Source organism: Streptosporangium sp. 'caverna', from assembly GCF_003203775.1.
Classification (GTDB): Bacteria; Actinomycetota; Actinomycetes; order Streptosporangiales; family Streptosporangiaceae; genus Streptosporangium; species Streptosporangium subroseum.
The window spans coordinates 2433308-2453382 of record NZ_CP029711.1 but is presented as its reverse complement, the minus strand read 5'-3'; the positions used below and the strand labels follow the sequence as shown (position 1 = coordinate 2453382).

General features: G+C 68.6%; 18 protein-coding genes. 13 read left to right on the top strand and 5 right to left on the bottom strand.

The genetic code is table 11. The annotated features are described in order from the left end of the window. Positions 1–300 precede the first annotated feature (300 nt). On the top strand, positions 301–1638 hold the full coding sequence (locus DKM19_RS10780; RefSeq protein WP_110695582.1) for an NAD(P)/FAD-dependent oxidoreductase: 1338 nt from the start codon (positions 301–303) through the stop codon (positions 1636–1638). A 151-nt stretch (positions 1639–1789) separates the two neighbouring features. Here DKM19_RS10780 and DKM19_RS10775 read toward each other — a convergent pair whose 3' ends face one another. Then, complete coding sequence (locus DKM19_RS10775; RefSeq protein ID WP_110695581.1) at positions 1790–2836, bottom strand: class I SAM-dependent methyltransferase; 1047 nt, start codon at positions 2834–2836, stop codon at positions 1790–1792. 297 nt (positions 2837–3133) lie between these two features. Here DKM19_RS10775 and DKM19_RS10770 point away from each other — a divergent pair, with 297 nt between their 5' ends. The 9 genes from DKM19_RS10770 to DKM19_RS10730 all read left to right on the top strand — a co-directional run bounded on the left by DKM19_RS10770 (position 3134) and on the right by DKM19_RS10730 (position 13271). After that, complete coding sequence (locus DKM19_RS10770; RefSeq protein WP_204358749.1) at positions 3134–4423, top strand: MFS transporter; 1290 nt, start codon at positions 3134–3136, stop codon at positions 4421–4423. A gap of 370 nt (positions 4424–4793) precedes the next feature. Beyond that, on the top strand, positions 4794–6110 hold the full coding sequence (locus DKM19_RS10765; RefSeq protein ID WP_110695579.1) for an ABC transporter substrate-binding protein: 1317 nt from the start codon (positions 4794–4796) through the stop codon (positions 6108–6110). A 94-nt stretch (positions 6111–6204) separates the two neighbouring features. Then, positions 6205–7194, top strand: a complete 990-nt coding sequence (locus tag DKM19_RS10760; RefSeq protein WP_110695578.1) for a carbohydrate ABC transporter permease — start codon at positions 6205–6207, stop codon at positions 7192–7194. Then, positions 7187–8029 carry a carbohydrate ABC transporter permease gene (locus DKM19_RS10755; RefSeq protein ID WP_110695577.1) on the top strand — a complete coding sequence of 281 codons (843 nt, stop codon included), beginning with the start codon at positions 7187–7189 and terminating at the stop codon, positions 8027–8029. Before DKM19_RS10760 ends, DKM19_RS10755 begins: the two co-directional genes overlap by 8 nt. Before the next feature lie 11 nt (positions 8030–8040). Further along, positions 8041–8943: a carbohydrate kinase family protein gene (locus tag DKM19_RS10750; RefSeq protein ID WP_110695576.1), complete on the top strand. Its 903-nt coding sequence runs from the start codon at positions 8041–8043 to the stop codon at positions 8941–8943. Between the two features lie 94 nt (positions 8944–9037). After that, the gene (locus DKM19_RS10745; RefSeq protein ID WP_162641420.1) at positions 9038–9928 is read left to right on the top strand and encodes a hypothetical protein; all 891 of its coding nucleotides are present in this window, start codon (positions 9038–9040) and stop codon (positions 9926–9928) included. Continuing rightward, positions 9925–10755, top strand: a complete 831-nt coding sequence (locus DKM19_RS10740; protein ID WP_110695574.1) for a DeoR/GlpR family DNA-binding transcription regulator — start codon at positions 9925–9927, stop codon at positions 10753–10755. The genes DKM19_RS10745 and DKM19_RS10740 overlap by 4 nt, the downstream gene beginning before the upstream one ends. Further along, positions 10752–11846 (top strand): tartrate dehydrogenase, encoded by a 1095-nt coding sequence (locus DKM19_RS10735; RefSeq protein WP_110695573.1) that lies wholly within the window; start codon positions 10752–10754, stop codon positions 11844–11846. Before DKM19_RS10740 ends, DKM19_RS10735 begins: the two co-directional genes overlap by 4 nt. Before the next feature lie 3 nt (positions 11847–11849). Next, complete coding sequence (locus DKM19_RS10730; protein ID WP_110695572.1) at positions 11850–13271, top strand: aldehyde dehydrogenase family protein; 1422 nt, start codon at positions 11850–11852, stop codon at positions 13269–13271. Between the two features lie 81 nt (positions 13272–13352). Here the strand turns inward: DKM19_RS10730 and DKM19_RS10725 are convergent, their stop codons facing one another. The 4 genes from DKM19_RS10725 to DKM19_RS10710 all read right to left on the bottom strand — a co-directional run bounded on the left by DKM19_RS10725 (position 13353) and on the right by DKM19_RS10710 (position 16526). Continuing rightward, positions 13353–14360 carry a sugar phosphate isomerase/epimerase gene (locus DKM19_RS10725; protein ID WP_110695571.1) on the bottom strand — a complete coding sequence of 336 codons (1008 nt, stop codon included), beginning with the start codon at positions 14358–14360 and terminating at the stop codon, positions 13353–13355. Positions 14361–14370: 10 nt separating this feature from the next. After that, positions 14371–14769, bottom strand: coding sequence for a VOC family protein (locus tag DKM19_RS10720; RefSeq protein ID WP_110695570.1), 399 nt, complete (start codon positions 14767–14769; stop codon positions 14371–14373). Continuing rightward, positions 14766–15494 (bottom strand): orotidine 5'-phosphate decarboxylase / HUMPS family protein, encoded by a 729-nt coding sequence (locus DKM19_RS10715; RefSeq protein WP_110695569.1) that lies wholly within the window; start codon positions 15492–15494, stop codon positions 14766–14768. The genes DKM19_RS10720 and DKM19_RS10715 overlap by 4 nt, the downstream gene beginning before the upstream one ends. Before the next feature lie 78 nt (positions 15495–15572). Next, positions 15573–16526: a sugar phosphate isomerase/epimerase gene (locus DKM19_RS10710; RefSeq protein ID WP_204358748.1), complete on the bottom strand. Its 954-nt coding sequence runs from the start codon at positions 16524–16526 to the stop codon at positions 15573–15575. A 201-nt stretch (positions 16527–16727) separates the two neighbouring features. Between DKM19_RS10710 and DKM19_RS10705 the strand changes: the two genes are divergently transcribed. The 3 genes from DKM19_RS10705 to DKM19_RS10695 are packed head-to-tail and all read left to right on the top strand — an operon-like array spanning position 16728 to position 20056. Then, entirely contained in the window at positions 16728–17801 is a 1074-nt protein-coding gene (locus tag DKM19_RS10705; RefSeq protein WP_110695568.1) for a zinc-binding dehydrogenase, read from the top strand. A gap of 12 nt (positions 17802–17813) precedes the next feature. Further along, entirely contained in the window at positions 17814–19025 is a 1212-nt protein-coding gene (locus DKM19_RS10700; protein WP_162641418.1) for a Gfo/Idh/MocA family protein, read from the top strand. After that, positions 19025–20056, top strand: coding sequence for a Gfo/Idh/MocA family oxidoreductase (locus DKM19_RS10695; protein WP_110695566.1), 1032 nt, complete (start codon positions 19025–19027; stop codon positions 20054–20056). Before DKM19_RS10700 ends, DKM19_RS10695 begins: the two co-directional genes overlap by 1 nt. Positions 20057–20075: the final 19 nt, after the last annotated feature.

Sequence of the window (20075 nt, the reverse complement as noted above, 5' to 3'; positions counted from 1 at the left end):
ACTTAGTCCCATTCATCCCATGATGTGACGTTACTCACCTGAGTCCGAATCGGCCCACCATCACCAGCCGCCATCCGCCCCGGACGCCGCCTACGACCCGCCGGAGGGCACGCTGCCGCGCCCGTCGCCCCGTTCAGCATGGAAGCTCCCATTCGGCGCGAAAGGCCCCTCATCGCCCTCGCCTCGACCCGCGGGGCGCACACGATGGCGGGCCGTTTCCAGGCCGGATGCGTGATGTGCCACCAAAAGGGGCAAGCGGCTAAGGACGGAAGTTCCGCACCGGGGAAGGGACTCGGGGTCATGGCCAACCGGCAGAGAGTCGTCATTGTGGGAGGGGGCTTCGCGGGTTTCAACGCCGCCAGGACCCTCTCCCGGATCGCCCGGGGCGCGGTCGAGATCGTCCTGATCAACCCGACCGACTACTTCCTCTATCTGCCGCTGCTGCCCGAGGTGGCGTCGGGCATCCTCGATCCGCGCAAGGTCGCGATCCCGCTGACCGGCTGCTGTCCGGGGGTACGGCACCTGCTCGCCACGGTGGACTCCGTGGACGTGCAGGGCCGAAGGGTGAAGTGCACCGACGCCGAGGGCAACCCGCGCGACCTCGGCTACGACCGCCTCGTGGTCGCGGTCGGCAGCGTCAACAAGCTGCTGCCCGTCCCGGGAGTCGCCGAGTACGCGCACGGCTTCCGCAGCATCAACGAGGCGCTCTACCTGCGCGACCATCTCATCCGCCAGATCGAGCTCGCCGATGCCGACGACCCCAAGGAGCGGGAGGCACGCTGCACGTTTGTCGTCGTGGGCGCCGGATACACCGGGACCGAGGTCGCCGCGCAGGGCCAGCTCCTGACCCTCGCCACGGGCAAGCGCCACCCGGGCCTGCGCGACCAGCCGATCCGCTGGCTCCTCGTCGACCTCGCCCCGCGCATCCTGCCCGAACTGGACGAGCGCCTGTCGCGGATCGCACACCGCACCCTGACCGAGCGCGGCATGGACATCCGCACCGGCACCAGCGTGGCCGAGGCGACCGCCGAGGGGGTCAAGCTCTCCACCGGGGAGTTCGTACCGACCCGCACGCTGGTCTGGTGCGTGGGCGTGCGGCCCGACCCGCTCGTGGAGTCGCTGGGACTGCCCACCGAGAAGGGACGGCTGCTGGTGGACAAATATCTCAACATGCCCGGCCACCCGGAGATCTTCGCCTGCGGAGACGCGGCCGCGGTGCCGGACCTGACCAGGCCGGGCAAATACACCGCGATGACCGCCCAGCACGCCACCCGCCAGGGCAGGCGCGCCGCGTACAACGTCGCCGCCTCCTACGGTCACGGAGAGCGCAAGCCGTACAAGCACAGCGACCTGGGATTCGTCGTCGACCTGGGCGACGCCAAGGCCGCGGCGAACCCGCTGGGCGTGCCGCTGTCCGGTGTTGTGGCCAAGGCGGTGACCAGGGGTTATCACCTGCTGGCCATCCCCGGAGGCCGGGCGCGCATCGCCGGGAGCTGGCTGCTTGACGCGTTGCTGCCGCGGCAGACGGTGCAGCTCGGCGTGGTCCGCCACCAGGAGGTCCCCCTCAGCAGCACCTCCCCCGTGGCCCCCTCCAAGCACCCTTCCAAGCGTTCCCCCAAGCACTCCTCCAAACACTGACGGAGCCGATCCGGCTCCCCACGCCGACGGAACCGGCCGGGCTCTCCTCAACGCCCCGGGGCGGCGAGGAGCGCCGCGGAGGCAACGGAAAGCGCGTGGCGACGGGGTCAATCCGACGCTCGGCGGTTCGTGGGCGCCGTCGGCCGGAGCATCACGGTTTCAGCTCCAGCACCAGGTTGAACGGCGTGGCGGTCGCCTTGCGCATCCGGGTGAACCCCGCCCGCGCGGCGACCTCGAACAACCGCTCCGGCCCGGCCTGGGAGCCCAGCGCCTCAGGGCCGTTCTGCGAGAGCGCGCCGGGCACGCAGATCGTGGCCGAGCCGTTGAAGAAGAGCCGGCCCACCGGATTGAGGTCGTCCGGCAGCCGGCCGTACGCGAACGGCTCGACCAGCAGCACGGTGCCGTCGGGCGCGAGAGTGGATCGGATATGCCGTAGCGCGCCCGCGGGATCTCCCATGTCGTGCAGGCAGTCGAAAAGACACGCCAGGTCGTAGCCGGTCCCGGGGTAGTCGTCGGCGTAGGCCGTCTCAAAGCTCACCCGGTCCGCCAGCCCGGCCTCCGCCGCCCGCTCACGGGCTTGCATGATCGATTCCCCGTGGGCGTCGAAACCGGTGAAGTACGAGTTCGGGTACGCCCGCGCCAGCGCCACGGTCGAGGCGCCGTGCCCGCAGCCGACGTCGACCACCTGGGCGCCGTCGTCCAGCCGGTCCTGGATTCCTTCGAGCGCGGGAATCCAGCTGGTCGAGAGGTTGGCGGTGTACCCCGGGCGGAAGAACCGCTCGGTGCCGTCGAACAACGCCCGGTCGTGATCTCCCCAGGCCAGACCGCCGTTACCCCGGTACGCCTCCACGAGCTTGTCCTCGTCGCGATACACCGAAGAGATCATTTCGGCTATCCCGGTCATGAACACCGGGCTGGAGTCGTCGGCGAACACGGTGGCCTGCTCGTCGGTCAGCGTGTAGGCGCCGTCGTCGTAGGAGACGTATCCGGCGGCGGCCTGGGCCGCGAGCCATTCGGCGATGAGCCGCTCGTTGGTGCCGGTGCGCCGGGCCAGCTCACCGGCGCCGATCGGACCCGCCCCCGCCATCGCCTTCCACAGGCCCAGCCGGTCGCCGAGCACGACCGTCGCCGCGCCGAACGCGGCCCCCATGTCGAGTACGACCTGATCCACGAACTTCTGAAGCCTGGCTTCGTCCATTGGAGCCCCCCTGCGGAAGCCGTCCCGGCAGAGGCCGGAAGAGTCGCCCCCGCGACTCCTGCACGATCGTAGCGTTGGCCCCACGAGCCTTCTCAAAACGGACATTCAACATCGTGTAACAGCTCGTCCAGGCCCGGATTCATTCCGGTCTCCGCGACATCCGTACGAAACGGCAGGTCGCGCCCGGTCCGCCGCGTCGCGACGTTCACCCCGCCCGGGGCATGACGTAAAAATCCCCACGAATAGGATCGCCGGGAATGCCAGATACCGGCGACCCTGAAAGCGAGGCCCGAGCAGGTGAGTTCCCGACCGGTATCCCTCGCCGGCATGGTGCCGTCCGTCTTCCTCCCCACCCTGATCTTCGAGATCGGCATGGGCGCGATCATGCCCATGATCGCGCTGAGCGGGCTCACCCTCGGCGCCTCCATAGGAACGGCCGGGCTGCTGCTGGCGCTGCTGGGCGTGGGACAGATCCTGGGAGACGTGCCGGCCGGGGCTCTCGCGGCCCGGGTGGGCGATCGCAGGGCGATGCTCATCGCCGCCGGAATCGCCGTGGTGACGCTTCTGGGCTGCGTGATGGCCACCACGCTCTGGCAGCTGGCACTGGCCGTCACCGCCACCGGGTCGACGAACGCCGTGTTCAACCTGGCCCGGCAGTCCTACCTGACCGAGGTCATCCCCGTGGGGCTGAGGGCCAGGGCGCTGTCCACGCTCGGCGGCATGTCCCGGGTGGGGGCGTTCATCGGGCCGTTTCTCGGCGCCGCGGTGGTGTACGACCGCCCGGTGCACTACGTCTACTGGCTGGCTCTGGCCTGCGCGGTGATCGCCGGGCTGATCGTCCTGCTCGTGCCCGACGTGTCCGAACCGGCCGTGGCACGGGAACACCGGCCCGCGCCCGTCTCCGTCCGGTCGGTGATGGTGCGGCACCGCCGGGTGTTCCTGACCCTCGGCCTGGCCGTTTTCCTCGTGGGGTCGGTGCGCGCCACCCGGCAGACGGTGCTGCCCCTGTGGGCCGAGCATCTCGGTCTGAACCCCTCCACCACGAGCATCGTCTTCGGGATCGTCGGACTCGTGGACACCCTGACCTTCTATCCCTCCGGAAAGATCATGGACTACGCGGGCAGGCTGTGGATCGCCGTCCCGTCGATGCTCGTACTCGGGCTGACCCAGGCCCTGTTGCCGCTCACGCACGGGCTGGTGTCGTTCACCGTCGTCGCGATGCTCATGGGATTCGGCAACGGGATCGGCAGCGGGATCCTGATGACCCTCGGCGCGGATGTCGCGCCACCGGCGATCCGCTCGAAGTTCCTCGGGGTGTGGAGGCTCTGTGCCGACTCCGGAAGCGCCGGTGGACCGCTGATCGTCTCCGCCGCCGCCGGGCTGGGCAGCCTGGCCCTCGGCATCTCCGCCATGGGCGTGACCGGGGTGGTGGCCGCGGCCGCGCTGCTGCGCTGGGTGCCGCGGTACTCCCCGTTCGCCACCACGGGGACCCGGTCGAAAGGCTCCACGGCGGCGAAGGACCCGGCGCCCGAAAGTCCTCTCCCCGATCAGGCCGAGACTCACCGTTCACCGGTCGGAGAACCCTGATCTCACCGGCCGCGCAGCCGCGTTGATGACGACCGCCGAGTGACGTGCCCCTCGGCTTGACGCCCCTTCACACGGCCGTTCCCCTTCTCCTCCGTGCCGCCAACTCCCTTCCTTTGTGCGGGAACGATCGCGATCAACCTCTGCTCCCGCCCCGGGGCGGACGACGCATGTCCAACCTCTCAACCATGTCGCCTACGCACAACAGGTGGTCGTCTTGGAACAGGAAGGCTCTGGTTTGATTCAACGACTGGTTGGAAAACATCAAAGGATGTTCCATTGACACCAACCCTGAGCCAGTGTTCCAATGGCAACACTTAACGGCAAGGTAAGCGAAATCCCCCCGCTTGCCCTACTCATCAGGAGCGGCGCGATGAAGCCCCAACCCCTCGCAGCCGGTATCTCTGCAGTACTCCTCGCCGCCGCCCTGACCGCCTGCGGAGGCAACTCCGACTCGGGCGGCGGGACCGGTGCCGGCGACGGCGCGGTCACCCTCACCTACTGGGCGAGCAACCAGGGCGCGAGCCTGGACAACGACAAACAGATCCTGACTCCGGAACTGGACAAGTTCACCCAGCAGACCGGCATCAAGGTCAAGTTGGAGGTCGTGCCATGGACCGACCTCACCAACAACACCCTCTCCGCCGCGGTGAGCGGACAGGGACCCGATGTGCTCAACATCGGAAACACCAACGCGGCGACGTTCCAGTCGACCGGCGCCTTCTACCCCTTCGACGACGCCGCCCTGCAGAAGATCGGGGGCAAGGATCGTTTTGTCGAAAGCGCCTTCGCCGCCTCCGGGGTGGCCGGCACTCCCCCGACCTCGATCCCGTTGTACAGCCAGGTGTACGCGCTGTACTACAACAAGAAGCTCTTCTCCGACGCCGGGCTGCAACCGCCCGCCACCTGGGAGGACCTGGTCGCGGCCGCCCAGAAGCTGACCAAGCCCGCTGAGAAGAAGTACGGCATCGTCCTCCCCGGCGCGACCGTCAACGCGAGCATGCACTTCGCCTACATCTTCAGCGAGCAGAACGGCGGCTCGGCCTTCGACCAGGCCGGCAAGCCGACCTTCACCACCCCGGGGATGCTCAAGGGCCTCAAGCAGTACGTCGACCTGCTCAGCCAGTACCACGTCGTGAACCCGAGCGCCGCGCAGTACACCGACTCCGCGCAGGCCGCCGGAGATTTCGCCCGGGGCAACGCGGCCATGTACATGGCGCAGACCTCCGGGATCAACGTCCTGACGCAGAACGGCATGAAGCCCGACCAGTACGGCATCGTGCCGATCCCGGCGCCCGCGAGCGGCACCAAGATTTCGAGCTTCGTCGCCGGAACGAACATCTCCATCTTCAAGAACACGAAGAACCTCGACGCCGCGCTGCAGTTCGTGAAGTTCATGACCAGCGACGAGGAACAGCAGATCCTCAACAAGGCCTACACCACCCAGCCCACGGTCAAGGGCGCGTCCGCCTCCTTCACCGATGACCAGGAGAAGCTGGACGCCTTCACGAAGATCCTGTCGGACTACTCGAAGCCGCTGCCCATCGTCCCGGCGATCCAGGCCTTCCAGGCCAACGTCGGCGGTGCGGCCGTCGCGCTGATCGCGCGGGCGGCGACCGGAGCCACCATCGGCGACGCCGACGTGAAGGCCGCGCTGGAGGAGGCCCAGCAGAAGATGGGTGCCAGCTGAATCCATCCGTCCCAGACAACCCGACCGAACCACGGGTTGACATCGTCCCGCGTCAGCCCAGCACCAGGGACGACGTCAACCCGAGGAGAACGAGATGGCAGTGACGTTCCCCAGGCGGTCCGAACGGACGCCGCCAGATGAGCAGGGCCCGCACGCGGCCCGGCCGCGACTCATGAAAAGGTTCAGCTGGACACGGGCGGCGCCCTACCTGCTGATCCTCCCGGCTGTGGCGTTCGAACTACTCGTCCACGTCCTCCCGATGATCGTCGGGATCTTCATGAGTCTCATCGAGCTCACCCAGCTCTTCATCACGAACTGGTCGGCGGCGCCGTTCACCGGTCTCGGCAACTTCAGTGTCGCGCTGGACTTCTCCGGTCCGATCGGTCAGCAACTGCTCCGGTCCTTCGGGGTCACCCTCGGCTTCACGATCCTCGTCGTCGGCGCCTCATACGCCTTCGGGATGTCGGCGGCGATCGTGCTGCAACGCATGGCGCGCGGTCGCGGTTTCCTGCGCACCCTGTTCCTCATCCCCTACGCACTGCCCGCCTACGCCGGCATCATCGTGTGGAAGTTCATCTTCCAGAGGGACAACGGGCTGCTCAACCAGCTACTGGTCGACGGTGTCCACCTCGTGAACGACCGGCCGTTCTGGCTCATCGGCGGCAACGCGTTCATCTCGCTCGTCGTGGTGTCGATCTGGCAGCAGTGGCCATTCGCGTTCCTGATGTCGATGGCCGGCATGCAGGCGATTCCCGAAGAGCTCTATGAGGCCTCCTCGATCGACGGTGCGAGCACCTGGCAACAGGTCCGTCACATCACGCTGCGCATGATGCGCCCCATCAGCGCCGTCCTGCTGTTGCTGCTGTTCCTGTGGACATTCCGCGAGTTCAACACCCCGTACGTGCTGTTCGGCCCCAATCCGCCGCCATCCGCGGACCTGCTGACCGTGCACATCTATTCGAGTTCTTTCATCACCTGGAATTTCGGCCTGGGCTCGGCGATGTCCGTGTTGCTGATGCTCTTCCTCGTCGTCGTCTCAAGCCTGTGGGCGCTGTGGAACAGGAGAGTGAACCGCCATGCGTGAGCAACTGTCGTTCCGTGTCTTCCGCTGGGTGGTACTGGTCCCTCTCGCCGTGTTCACGACGGTGCCGCTCTATGTGATGGTCACCTCGGCGCTCAAGCCGCTGCGGGACGTGCAGGGCGAGTTCCAGTGGTGGCCGAGGCATCTGACGTTCAGGCCTTTCGTCGACATGTGGTCCACCGTGCCGCTGGCCCAGTACTTCGTGAACAGCCTCGTGGTCACCACCGTCGCGACGCTGTTCAGCGTGGTCATCGCGATCTTCGCGTCGTACGCCATCTCGCGCTACAGGTTCCGGGGCCGGGGTGCCTTCTCCGGGGTCATCCTGTCGACGCAGATGTTCCCCGGCGTGCTCTTCCTGCTGCCGCTGTTCATCATTTTCGTCAACATCGACAAGAGTCTCGGGTTCACGTTCTTCTATCAGACCAGGATCGGCCTGATCGTCACGTACCTGACCTTCACCCTGCCGTTCTCGATCTGGATGCTGGCCAGCTACATGGACGGCATTCCGCGCGCTCTCGACGAATCCGCCAAGGTGGACGGCACCACGGCGCTCGGTGCGCTTTTCCGGATCATCCTGCCCGCCGCACGACCCGGCATCATCGCGGTCGCCGTTTATGCCTTCATGACCGGCTGGGGGGAGATCCTCTTCGCCTCGCAACTGACGAACAGCGAGACCCGGACCCTCTCCGTGGGAATGCAGAGCTACGCCACGGAGACCAATGTCTACTGGAATCAGGTCATGGCCGCGGCTCTCGTCGTGAGCGTGCCGATCGTTGTCGGATTCCTGATCCTGCAGCGATATCTGGTCAGTGGTCTCACGGCCGGTGCGGTGAAGTAGGGGTGAGGAGAATGGCGCTGGACGTCATCTGCGTCGGAGTCGTCACCGTCGACACGATCACCACGATCGAGCGCATGCCCGCCGAGGACGACCGTGTGCTCGGCGACCCATTCGTGGTCGCCGGGGGCGGTCCCGCCGCCACCGCGGCGGTCGCCCTCGCCCGGCTCGGCGCCTCGGTCGGCTTCTGCGGCGTCGTCGGCGACGACGACGCCGGGAAACTCAGCCGACGACTCCTGGAGGACGAGGGAGTCGACACCCGCTGGCTGCGGACGCGCCCGGACGTGCGGACGCCGCAGAGCATGATCATGGTGTCCCGTGCGTCCGGCTCCCGGTCGATCGTCACCTCGCCCTCGGTGTCGCCCGACCCCGGCTCCGTACCGACCCGCGCCTCCCGGTGGCTGCACGTCGACCAGACCGGATACGACAGCGTGCGCGCCGCGCTGCGGGGCGGGTCGGACGAGGTCTCGCTGAGCATCGACGGCGGCAACCCGATTCCCCGGCTGGACCTCAGGGACGTCGACCTGTACTCGCCGACTGTCGGCTCGCTGCGTGCCGCCTTCCCCGCCGAGGACGTGACCGGAAGCCTTCGAGCCGCCGCCGCGGGCGCCCGCCGGGTGGTGGCGACCGCTGGTGGCGAGGGGTGCGAGGTGCTCGTGAACGACCGGGTCGTACACGTGCCGCCGGTGACCGTCGATCCGGTGTCCACCATGGGCGCCGGTGACGTCTTCCACGGCGCGCTGCTGGCCGGGCTGGTCGAGGGCCGGTCCCTGGTGGAGGCGGCCTGGCGGGCGAACGTGGTGGCGGCGCTGTCCTGCCGGGCCCTCGACGGCAGAAGCGGTATCCCCGATGCCGCCGAGACCGAAAAATACCTGTCCACGGTGCGGCCTGCACCGTGGATTGATGAATATGCCTGAACGGAGAGAGATGTCTGGGAACCACGTAGCCCCGGATGATCAAGCGACAGCGAAGCCGGTAGCGTCATTGCAATCGGCCCAGGGCGGTTTTGCCATGCTGGCGCTGGATCAGCGGGAGTCACTGCGCCGAATGTTCCCACTTGTGGACGGCCTGGAAGTCGACGACGACTCTCTGCGCCGGTTCAAGGCAACGGCGACACGGGTGCTGTCACCGCTGGCTTCGGCGATCCTGCTCGACCGTCCTTTTGCCGTCACCGACGCCCGGCCCGACAGCCTTGGCCCCTCGTCGAGCCTGATCCTCGCCGCGGATGTTCTGGACCAGCCTCCGGGCCAGGGGGTGGTCGACACGAGTCTCGATCCTCTCGTCACTCCCGAGTTCATCGGGCGGGTCGGAGCCGCCGCGGTGAAGTTCCTGGTCATCTGGCGACCGGACGACGGCGCGGAGGACCGGGTGCGACTGGTCCGGTCATTCCTCGAGGTCGCCGACGCCGCGGGGGTCCCCAGCCTGGTGGAGGCCATCGTGCGGCCGGCGGCCGGCCTGGAATGGGACGGTCCCGATGCCCGCCACGCCGCCATCTTCCAGGCGGCGCGCGAGCTTTCTACCCTCGGCGGCACGATCTACAAGGCGGAGATGCCCGGCTACCTGCCCGGAGACCTCTCGCGTGTCCGGGAGCACTCCGAACGCATGACGGAAATCGTCCCGGGCCCCTGGGTGGTGCTGTCCAACGGCGTCAACCAGCCCGATTTCGCACCGGGCCTCCGAGAGGCGTGCCTGGGCGGCGCTCAGGGATTCCTCGCCGGACGAGCCATCTGGGAGGATACGGTCGCTGATCCCGACACGCTCGACGCGCTCACCCGCCGGTCGGCGGAGAGGCTGCGCGCGCTGACCACCATCGTGGCGGAGGCCCTGCGGTCACGGGGTCAGCAGCGCACCGTCGCCCGTTCCTTGGCGTCAGACGTAAGAACGAAGGAGGCAGGGGGATGAGCGAAGAGACCTTCCGGTACACCTCGGCACCGGAGCGCCGCGAGCGGCTGGTGCAGTTCATCGGGGAGCAGGGCTACTGCACGATCATGGAGCTGTCCAAGGCCTTCGCCGTGTCCGAGATGACGATCCGGCGCGATGTGATGCGACTGGCCGAGCAGGGCAAGGTGCGCGGATTCCGCGGCGGTGTCGGTTCGCTGTCCAAGCAGGAGATGGAGGGCAGCGACTACCGTCTGCGAGACATGAAGATGGCCGACGCCAAGCGGGCCATCGCGCTTGAGGCGATCGAGATGGTGGGCGTCGGGTCGGTGATCGCCATCGATGCCGGAACGACGGCTCGCCAGGTGGCCGAACTGCTGCCGCCCGACCGCAACGTGACGGTCGTCACCCACTCCTTCCCCGTCGTGTCGAGCCTGATCGGCCGTGCCGGCACGGAGGTCATGTGTCTGGGCGGGCTGTTACACCCGGAGTCGCTGTCCTTCGACGGACCGGCCACCCTCGCGGCCATCTCCAACCTTCGGGTGGAGACGCTCTTCCTCGCCGCGAGCGGCGTCGGGGAGCGGGGCGCCTTCTGCGGCAACGGTTTCGACGCCATCACCAAACGCGCGTTGATCGAGGTCGCGGAGCGGGTCGTGCTGCTCGCGGACTCCTCCAAGTTCTACGCCTCGGCGATGGTGAAGATCTGCGACTGGGAGGCCATCGACCGGATCGTCATCGACGACGGCATCTCCGAGGAACAGCAGCGCATGCTGGAACAGCAGGACGTGGACGTGGTGACGGTGACGGCCGTGCCCCAGGAGATCGGCGTCACGGCCGATGCCGTCTCATGAGCCGCCATCGGATCGCGGTCATCGCGGGAGACGGCATCGGCCAGGAGGTGATGCCGGCGGCCATCGACTGCCTCGACCTGCTGGCGGATCTGCACGGGCTGGACTTCGACTGGCACCATCTCGACTGGGGCTCCGACTACTACCGTGCCCATGGCCGGATGCTGCCGGTCGACGGGCTGGACGTCCTGGCCGAGCATGACGCGATCTTTCTCGGCGCGGTCGGGGTTCCGGACATCCCGGATGTGGAGACCCTGTGGGGCCTGCTGATTCCGATCCGGCGCCGGTTCGAGCAGTACATCAACCTCCGTCCGGTGAAGACGTTGCCGGGCGTGCGTTCCCCCCTCGCCGACTCCGGCCCGATCGATCTGGTCGTCGTACGCGAGAACAACGAGGGCGAGTATTCAGAGATCGGCGGGCGGATGAACCGCGGCCTGGCCGAGGAGCTCGCCGTACAGGAGTCGGTCTTCACCCGGCGCGGTGTGGAGCGGGTGGCGCGGTACGCCGCCCGGCTCGCCGCGGGCCGGAACGGGCGTCTCACCTCGGCCACGAAGAGCAACGGCATCGTGCACACGATGCCGTTCTGGGACGAGGTCGTCCGGGAGGTGCTCGCCGATTTCACCGACGTCGAGCTACGCAGCGAGCTCATCGACGCACTCGCCGCGAGCCTGGTGCTGCACCCGGGCCGCTACGACGTGATCGTGGCCTCCAACCTGTTCGGCGACATCCTTTCCGACCTGGCCGGCGCGATCACCGGATCCATCGGATCCGCACCGAGCGCCAACCTGAACCCCGAGCGCCGGCACCCGTCGATGTTCGAGCCGGTCCACGGATCGGCGCCGGACATCGCCGGGCAGGGCGTGGCCAATCCCATCGGCCAGATCTGGAGCGGCGCGATGATGCTGGACGCCCTGGGACATCCCGCGGCCGCCGGACACCTGGTCGCCGCCTTCGAGGCCACGCTGGCACAGGGCGTTCGCACCCGTGATCTGGGCGGGGACGCGTCGACGACCGCGTTCGCGGAAACGGTGCGCAGGAACATCGAGGAACAGTACGGCGAACATGCCGGCACCGGAGACGGGAGCGAGAGCTAGACCATGGTGGATTGCGATCAGTTGCTGTACATCGACGGGGCCTGGGTCGCCGGTGCGGATCGACGCCCGGTTCGCAACCGCTGGACGGGCGAGCAGATCGGCACGGTCGCGGTGGGCCTGGCCGAGCACGCCGTCCGTGCCGTCGACGCGGCCGAGCGGGCCATGGCGCGGGGGCTGCCCGTGCCGCGACGTGCCCGCATCCTGGCGACCGCCGCGCAGCTCCTTGAGCGGCGCGGCGAGGAGTTCGCCCGGTCCATCACCGCGGAGACCGGAAAGCCGATCACCGCCGCGCGCGGTGAGGTGGACCGGGCGGTGCAGACGCTCGGCTGGGCGGCGGAGGAGACCAGGCGGCTGGCCGGTGAGGCGGTGCCGCTGAACGCCATCGAGTCGGGGGCCGGCACCATCGCGCTGACGGTGCCCGAGGCCCGAGGCATCGCCGCGGCCGTCACCCCGTTCAACTTCCCGCTCAACCTGGTGCTGCACAAGGTCGCGCCGGCGCTCGCGGCGGGATGCGCCGTGGTGTTCAAACCGTCCGACAGGGCGGTGCTGGTCGCCGGCCTGCTGGTGGAGGTGTTCGCGGAGGCGGGCCTTCCCGCGGGGTGGCTCAACCTGGTGACCGGCACGCCCGCCGACGTCGTGGAGCCGTGGCTCGACGACCCCCGGGTCGCGGTGATCACCTTCACCGGATCGAGCCGGGTGGGCTGGGACCTCAAGGCGAGGTCGCCCCAGAAGCTGCACGTGCTGGAGCTGGGTTCGAACACCGCCATGGTCGTCACCGACAACGCCGATCTGGAGCGCGCGGCCGCCGACGCGATGACCGCGGCCCTGGCCAATTCGGGGCAGGCCTGTGTCTCGCTGCAGCGGCTGTACGTGACCCGCGGGGTGGCCGATCGATTCCTCGCCCTGCTGGGCGACGGGTTCAAGACGGTGAGGTACGGCGATCCGCGGGATGACGCCACCGTGGTCGGGCCGCTCATCACCACCGAGGCGACGGCAAAGCTGAAAGGCTCGATCGATGCCACGGTGGCCGCCGGCGCGCGGCTGCTCGCCGGCGGCGACGTGATCGACGGGGTGCTGGAGCCCACCCTGCTGACCGACGTCGATCCGGGAGACGTGCTCGTCTGCGAGGAGGCCTTCGGCCCCGTCGCGAGCGTGCTCGTCGTCGACGACCTGGACGAGGCGATCCGCGGCGTGAACTCCTCACGCTACTCGCTGAACTCCTCGATCTACACCGGCGACCTCGGCGAGGCCATGGGGTTCGCGGCCCGCGCACAGGCGGGCAGCGTGCTGGTGAACATGCCCCCGTCCTACCGCGCCGACCACATGCCCTACGGCGGGGTCAAGGATTCCGGGCAGGGCACCGAGGGCGTCAAGTACGCGATCGACGAACTGCTGCACCACAAGCTGGTCGTGTTCAAACCGTAGGACCCGGCACGTTGATTCAAGCAGTAAGGCCCGGCCGTACGGCCGGGCCTTATGCGTTCCGGCCGCATGGCCGGACGGACGTCACCTCTGGGTGAAGGCCGTGTCGAAGCGGGCGTGAGGCTGCTCCCAGAGCAGGGACCGCACCAGGGCGAGCGCCTGCGGCGCGCCGTGCATCCGGCTCATTCCCGCGTCCTCCCACTCGATGGAGATCGGCCCGGTGTAGCCGATCGACTCCAGGGCGCGGAAGGAGTCCTCGAAGGGCACGTCACCGTGGCCGGCGGAGACGAAGTCCCAGCCGCGCCGGGGATCTCCCCAGGCGAGATGGGAACCGAGCCGGCCCACCCGGCCGTCCTTCGCGCGGATCCTGGTGTCCTTGCAGTCGACGTGGTAGATCCGGTCGGCGAAGTCGACGATGAAGTTGGACGGGTTGATGTCCTGCCACATCATGTGGCTCGGATCCCAGTTGATCCCGAAGGCCTCGCGGCGGTCGATCGCCTCCAGGGTCCGCACCGTCGTCCAGTAGTCGTAGGCGATCTCGCTCGGATGAACCTCGAGGGCGAAGCGCACGCCCTCCGCGTCGAAGACATCCATGATCGGGTTCCACCGGGCGGCGAAGTCCGCGTAGCCGTCGTCGATCACCTCTTGGGAGACCGGCGGATACATCGCGACGTAGCGCCAGATCTTCGAGCCGGTGAATCCCGTGACCACCGACGCACCGAGCTTACGGGCGAGGATGGCGGTCCGCTTGACCTGCTCGGTCGCCCGGGCGCGGACTCCGTCCGGGTCGCCGTCTCCCCAGGTTCGCGGGCCGACGATGGGTTCGTGGCGGAAGTCGAGCGGGTCGTCGCAGATCACCTGGCCCTGGGCGTGGTTCGACAGGGCCCAGACGCCGAGCCCGTAACGGTCCAGGATCTCTCGCCGGGAGTTCAGATAGCTCTCGTCCTCAAGCGCCCGGTCCACATCCAGATGCTGTGTCTTGCAGGCGATCTCCAGGCCGTCGAAACCCCACTCGCTCGCCAGCCGGGCCACCTCCTCGAAAGGCAGGTCTGCCCATTGCGCGGTGAACAGCGTCACGGGACGGGTTGACATCAGGTCTCCTTCACCTGGCCGGGTCCGCTCGGGGATCGGGCTGCAGGAATTCGAGTTGGTTGCCGAAGTGGTCGTAGGTGTGGAAGCGGCGATGCGCCGGGAAGCGGTCGTCGGTCTCGACGGCGACGCCGTGCTCGGCCAGCCGGGCGGCGAGCGCGTCCAGGTCGTCGACCAGGATCGCCGGGTGGCCGAGCCGGTTCGGCCGGAAATCCTCCTCGGGCAACCCGTGGATCTCCACGCCTCCGAGGCGGAACCAGCAGCCGATCGGCCGCATGGTCGACGGCTTCGGCACCTCCGTCATACCGAGCACACCGCCGTAGAAGGCGCGGGCCCGCTTCTCCTCGCCGACCGGCATGGTGAAGGTGGCGTGATGCAGCCGCTGGAAAGCGACACCGGCCGGGGCGGTCATCCCTTTACCGGGGTGGCGTGCACGCGAGCGATCGCCTCTCCGAGGATCCGGGGCAGATCACGTTCCGGGATGGTGAACGACGTCTCGTCGTCGATGGCCAGCGGGGCGCCGAACACCACGACTCCGGCGCCGATGGCCGGGCAGCCGACCGCCTGGTCGATGGAGAGCCCTCCGACCGCCTGCACGGGAACGGTGGTCGCGGCGACGATGCCGGGCAGATCCGTGAGCGGGGACAGGTTCAGTTCCCGGTGCATGCTGCGGTGGTCATGGCCGATGTGGTGGATGACCATGCCGACCCCGAGGTCCTCCAGTCGTCTCGCCTCGGCCACCCGGTCGTCGGCGCCCATGTCATCGCCCATGACCAGAATTCCGTGGGCCTCCCCCGCCTCGCAGACCCGCTGCACCGTCGCGTCGTGGGCGCGGCCCATCACGACCACCGCATCGGCGCCGGCCTCGGCGTACATGGTGGTCTCGCCGTATCCGCCGTCCATGATCTTCAGGTCGGCCACCAGCGGATGGTCCGGATACTCCTTGCGCAGGGCGCGCACGGCACGGACGCCCTCCGCCATCACCAGCGGGGTGCCGATCTCCAGCCAGTCGGCACCGGCCTCGACCGCGATCGCGGCCATGCGCAGCCCGTCGTCGAGGGTCTTCAGATCGAGCGAAACCTGCACGATGCCATGGGTCAGATCGGATCGTCGCAGACCTCGGATCGACGTACTCATGCTGTCCCTCCCTGTTGTTTCCGGGTGTTCCCGTCTCTGCCGCCGGATGTTCCCGCCGCGTCGGGCGGGTCCGGCGGTTCAGCCGGTGTGACCGGCCGCGCTCTTGGCAGCCTCGTGGCTGCGCACCCGAACCGCCGTCGACCCACCGAACCAGCGGTCGCGAGCCTCTCGGAGGAAGTCCGCCGAGGCGCGTAGCTCGTCGATGCCGTTGACCCCGTCCTCGATGCTGATCCAGCCGTCGTAACCGGCGTCCACCAGGATCGTGAAGATGCGGTCGTAGTCGTTGAGCCCCTGCCCGATGACGCCGTGCTTCAGGGCCGGCGAGTATCCGATGGTGCCGTCGGCCTGGCGCAGGTCGTCCAGCGTCGTGCCGGCCTCCAGAAAGCGGTCGGACGCCTGCATGGTGACCACCCGGTCGATCACGCTCTGGAGGAACTCGGCCGAGTCGACGCCCGCGGTGATCGCGTTGGAGGGGTCGTACTGCACCCCGAAATGGACGCGGTCGGGGATGCTGTCGACCAGGGCCCGGAAGACGTCCGGCGACTGCGCCAGCTCAGGGTAGGTCCAGGTGCTGGCCTTGTAGTGGTTCTCGATGGCCAGGGTGATGCCGAGCTCGGCGGCGAGCGGGAGGAGTTCTCCTATCGCCTCGGCCGCCCACCGCACGCCCTGCTCGACGGGGACCTCCGGGTAGCGCTGCCCGCTGAGCACGCGGCAGGTGGCCCCCGGGCCGCCGAGCAGGGCGGTGATGCGCATGAACTCGGCCTGACCGTCGATCTCCCGCGCCCGGACGTCAGGGTTGGGATGGGTGAAGTCGGGCGAGGCGCACATCATCGGCATCTGGAAGCCGGCGGCCGCGATGGCATCGCCGATGCGCCGGACCTCGTCCTCGGCGGTGGACCAGAAGAACCCGGTGTGAAGTTCGAGTCCGTCGACCCCGAGTGTCCGGGCCTCGTCGATCCACTCGAAGATGGACTTGGTGCGCCGGATCACCATCTGCTCCAGGTCGCCCTTCGGGAACGCTGCGATCCTCACGGCCGCTCCTAACGACTCACTATCTAAATCGGTACGTTAACACCAAAGTGTGGGAGATAGCATACAGACTTTGACCAGATTCTGAACTATTGTTGGGCGGGAGCGAGCATTCTTTGCGCCCGTCAGCACTCTGGAGGACCATCCCGAGTGCTCCGGAAGCCCCACCGCTCGATCGACGAAGCTACGAGCTGGAGATCGCTGATGAAGGCGTTGGTCAAATACGCGAACACCGACGGCGCACTGGAGGTTCGTGATGTTCCCGAGCCGGTGGCCGGACCGGGGACGGTCCTCGTACGGGTGCACACCGTCGGGGTGTGTGGATCCGACATCCACATGTGGCACAACACGCAGAGCAAGAGTTCCAAGGGCGTGCTGCCGGTCGTCCTCGGGCACGAGTCGGCCGGTGTCATCGCCGCCGTCGGCGAGGGTGTGACCGGATGGTCCACCGGAGATCGCGTGGTGTGCGAGACCGCCGCGTCGATCTGCGGCGTGTGCTCCCTGTGCCGCAGCGGCCGCTACAACCTGTGCCCGTGGCGTGAGGGCTACGGACTCAAGCGTGACGGGGCGATGGCCGAGTATCTGGTGGCCGAACCCCGTGTGCTGCACAGGATTCCGGACAACATCGGCTTCGAGACCGCGTCCATGTGCGAGCCCTACGCGGTCGCGTACAACGCGGTGGTCGAACGCGCGACCGTGAACCCCGGGGACCTGGTGGTCATCCAGGGGGCCGGGGCGATCGGAACCCTCGCCCTCCAGATCGCCATCCTCCGCGGCGCGGCCACGACGGTCGTGCTCGGCACCGACATCGACGCCCACCGGCTGGACAAGGCGAAGCAGCTCGGCGCCGACCACGTCGTCGACATCACCCGGCAGGACCCGGCCGAGGTGGTCTCGGAACTGCACGACGGGCTCGGCGCCGACCTGGTGGTCGACGCGACCGGAGTGAGCGCCGCGCTGCGGCAGAGCATGGAGCTCGTCCGCCCCGCGGGGGCGATCGCGAAGGTGGGCTGGGGACCGCAGCCTCTCGACTTCACCCTGGACCCGCTGGTCAAGAAGGCCGTGACCCTCTACGGGTGCTACTCGCACACCTGGAGCACCTGGGAGAACGTGCTGCGCCTGTTCAGCCAGGACAAGCTGCGTCCGGAGCTGGTCCTGGGCGGCGTGTACGCCATCGAGCAGTGGGAGGAGGCGTTCTCCGCGATGCAGCAGGGGCACAACATCAAATCCGCGCTGCGGATGCCCTTCGGGACTCAGACCAACAAGACGACGAGCTGAAAGGCCAACGGCGTGATCCCGTCACCCATCCGTATGGGGATCCTCGGGCTCGGTGCGGTCGCCCAGGCGGTCCACCTGCCGCTCCTGGCGAAGCGGCCCGACCTGTACACCATCGCAAGCATCTGTGACCTCTCCTCCGAGGTCGCCGACGCCATGGGCCGGCGATACGGCATCGCCGAGTCCCGGCGCTTCACCGGTCTCGACGACATGCTCGACGCCGGTGGCATCGACGCCGTGATGATCCTGTCCCGCGGCTCACACGCGTCGGCGGTCCGGGCCGTCTTCGCCCGTCGTCTGCCGGTGTTCTGCGAAAAACCGCTGGCCTTCACCACGGCCGAGGTCGACGACCTGATCGCCGCCGAACCCGATCTCGGGCACCCGGCGATCCTGCTCGGCTACATGAAGCAGTACGACCCCGCGGTCATCGAAGCGGCGCGGCTGCTGGCGGACGTCGACGACATCCGCAGCATCGAGGCGACCGTGCTGCATCCCACCGGAGCGTCCCAGCTGGACTTCGCCCGGGTGATCGGTCCCGGCTCGCCGCTGCCTCCGCAGGTGCTGGCCGAGGGCGACGCCGCGGACCAGGCCCTCCGGCGCGACGCGGTGGGCGACGCCGACGAGGCGTTGTGGCGTGCCTACCGCGGCGCGCTGGTCAGCAGCCTCGCGCACGACCTGTCGATCCTGAGGAGCTTCGACTCGCCGCCCGCAACGGTGGACTTCGCCGACATCTGGCGGCAGAGCTCCCGGCACACCCGGCGGGAGGTGGGTCGCGACCGGAAGTCCTTCGGTGAGCATCCGCCGTCGATCTCCGCCACGGGCACGCTCGCCGCCGGTGGCCGGTTCAGCCTCTCCTGGCATTACCTGCCCGACTTTCCGGCCTACCGGGAGACCGTACGGGTGGTGCACGGGCGGGGCACGGTGGAGCTGACCTTCCCCTCCCCCTACCTCCTGCACGCGCCGACGGAGCTTGTCACCACCACGCTGGACGGCGACGCGGAGCACAGGGTGCTGCGCCGCAGCATCACCGAGGCGTTCGAGACCCAGCTGGAGGCGTTTCACGCCATGGTCCGCGACGGGCTGGAGCCCCGATCCGGCCTGCACGCCGGCAGGGCCGACATCCTGGACTGCCAGCGGATCGTGGCGAGCTTCGCCGGCCGGACCGGCACCCCGGTGGGCGGCGAAGTGGGCCGGCTCGTCAAGGAACACGTGGGAGGGCGGATCTGATGGCCCCCGCACGGATCCGCACCGCCATCGTCGGGTACGGCCTGGCCGGCAGCGTCTTTCACGCGCCGCTGATCAGCGCCGACCCCGCGTACGCCCTGCGCGGCATCGTCACCGGCGACCCGGGCCGGGCGCGCGCGGCGGCCGAGCGCTACCCCGATGCCCGCATCCTTGCCGGCGTCGACCAACTGCTCGCGGCGGACGAGTTCGACCTTGTGGTGATCGCCTCGCCGACCCCGAGCCACGTGGAGCTCGCGGAGCGGACTCTGGAGCGAGGCCTGGCGACCGTGGTCGACAAGCCGCTGGCCGTCCGGGCCGCCGACGCCGAACGGCTGATCGCGCTCGCGGACAGCCGCGGGGTGCCCCTGACCGTGTTCCAGAACCGGCGGTGGGACGGCGACTTCCTGACCGTCCGGCGGCTCATCGAGGAGGGCGAGCTCGGACAGGTCTGGCGCTTCGAGTCCCGGTTCGAATGGCTCAACCCCCGGCCCCGGCCGGCCTGGAAGAGCGGCACCGCCGGCCGCGACGGCGGCGGCGTCGCCTACGACCTGGGCACCCACCTCATCGACCAGGCCGTGCAGCTGTTCGGGCCGGTCGCGGAGGCGTACGGCGAGCTTGATCGCCATCGGGAGAACGCCGTCAACGACGACGACAGCTTCATCGCGCTCACCCACACGTCAGGGGTCCGTTCGCACCTGGCGATGAGCAGCCTGGTCGCGCGGCGCGGATTCCGCTTCCGGGTGCTCGGCTCGGAGTCCGCTTACGGCAAGTGGGGGCTGGATCCGCAGGAGTCGCAGCTCGCAGCCGGAATGTCCTCCGTGGACGAGGGCTTCGGCGTGGAGCCGGCCGAGTCCTACGGCAGGCTCGGGCGTGACGGTGACGACAGGCCGGTGCCGACCGAACGCGGCGGTTACCGGCGGTTCTACGCGACCCTGGCCGAGGCGCTGTCCGGTCGCGGCCCGCTCCCCGTGGATCCCCGGGACGCGCTCGCGGCCATCCGCATCATCGAGACGCTCCACGCTCAGCGGGGCTGATTCCTCACCGAACACCGGA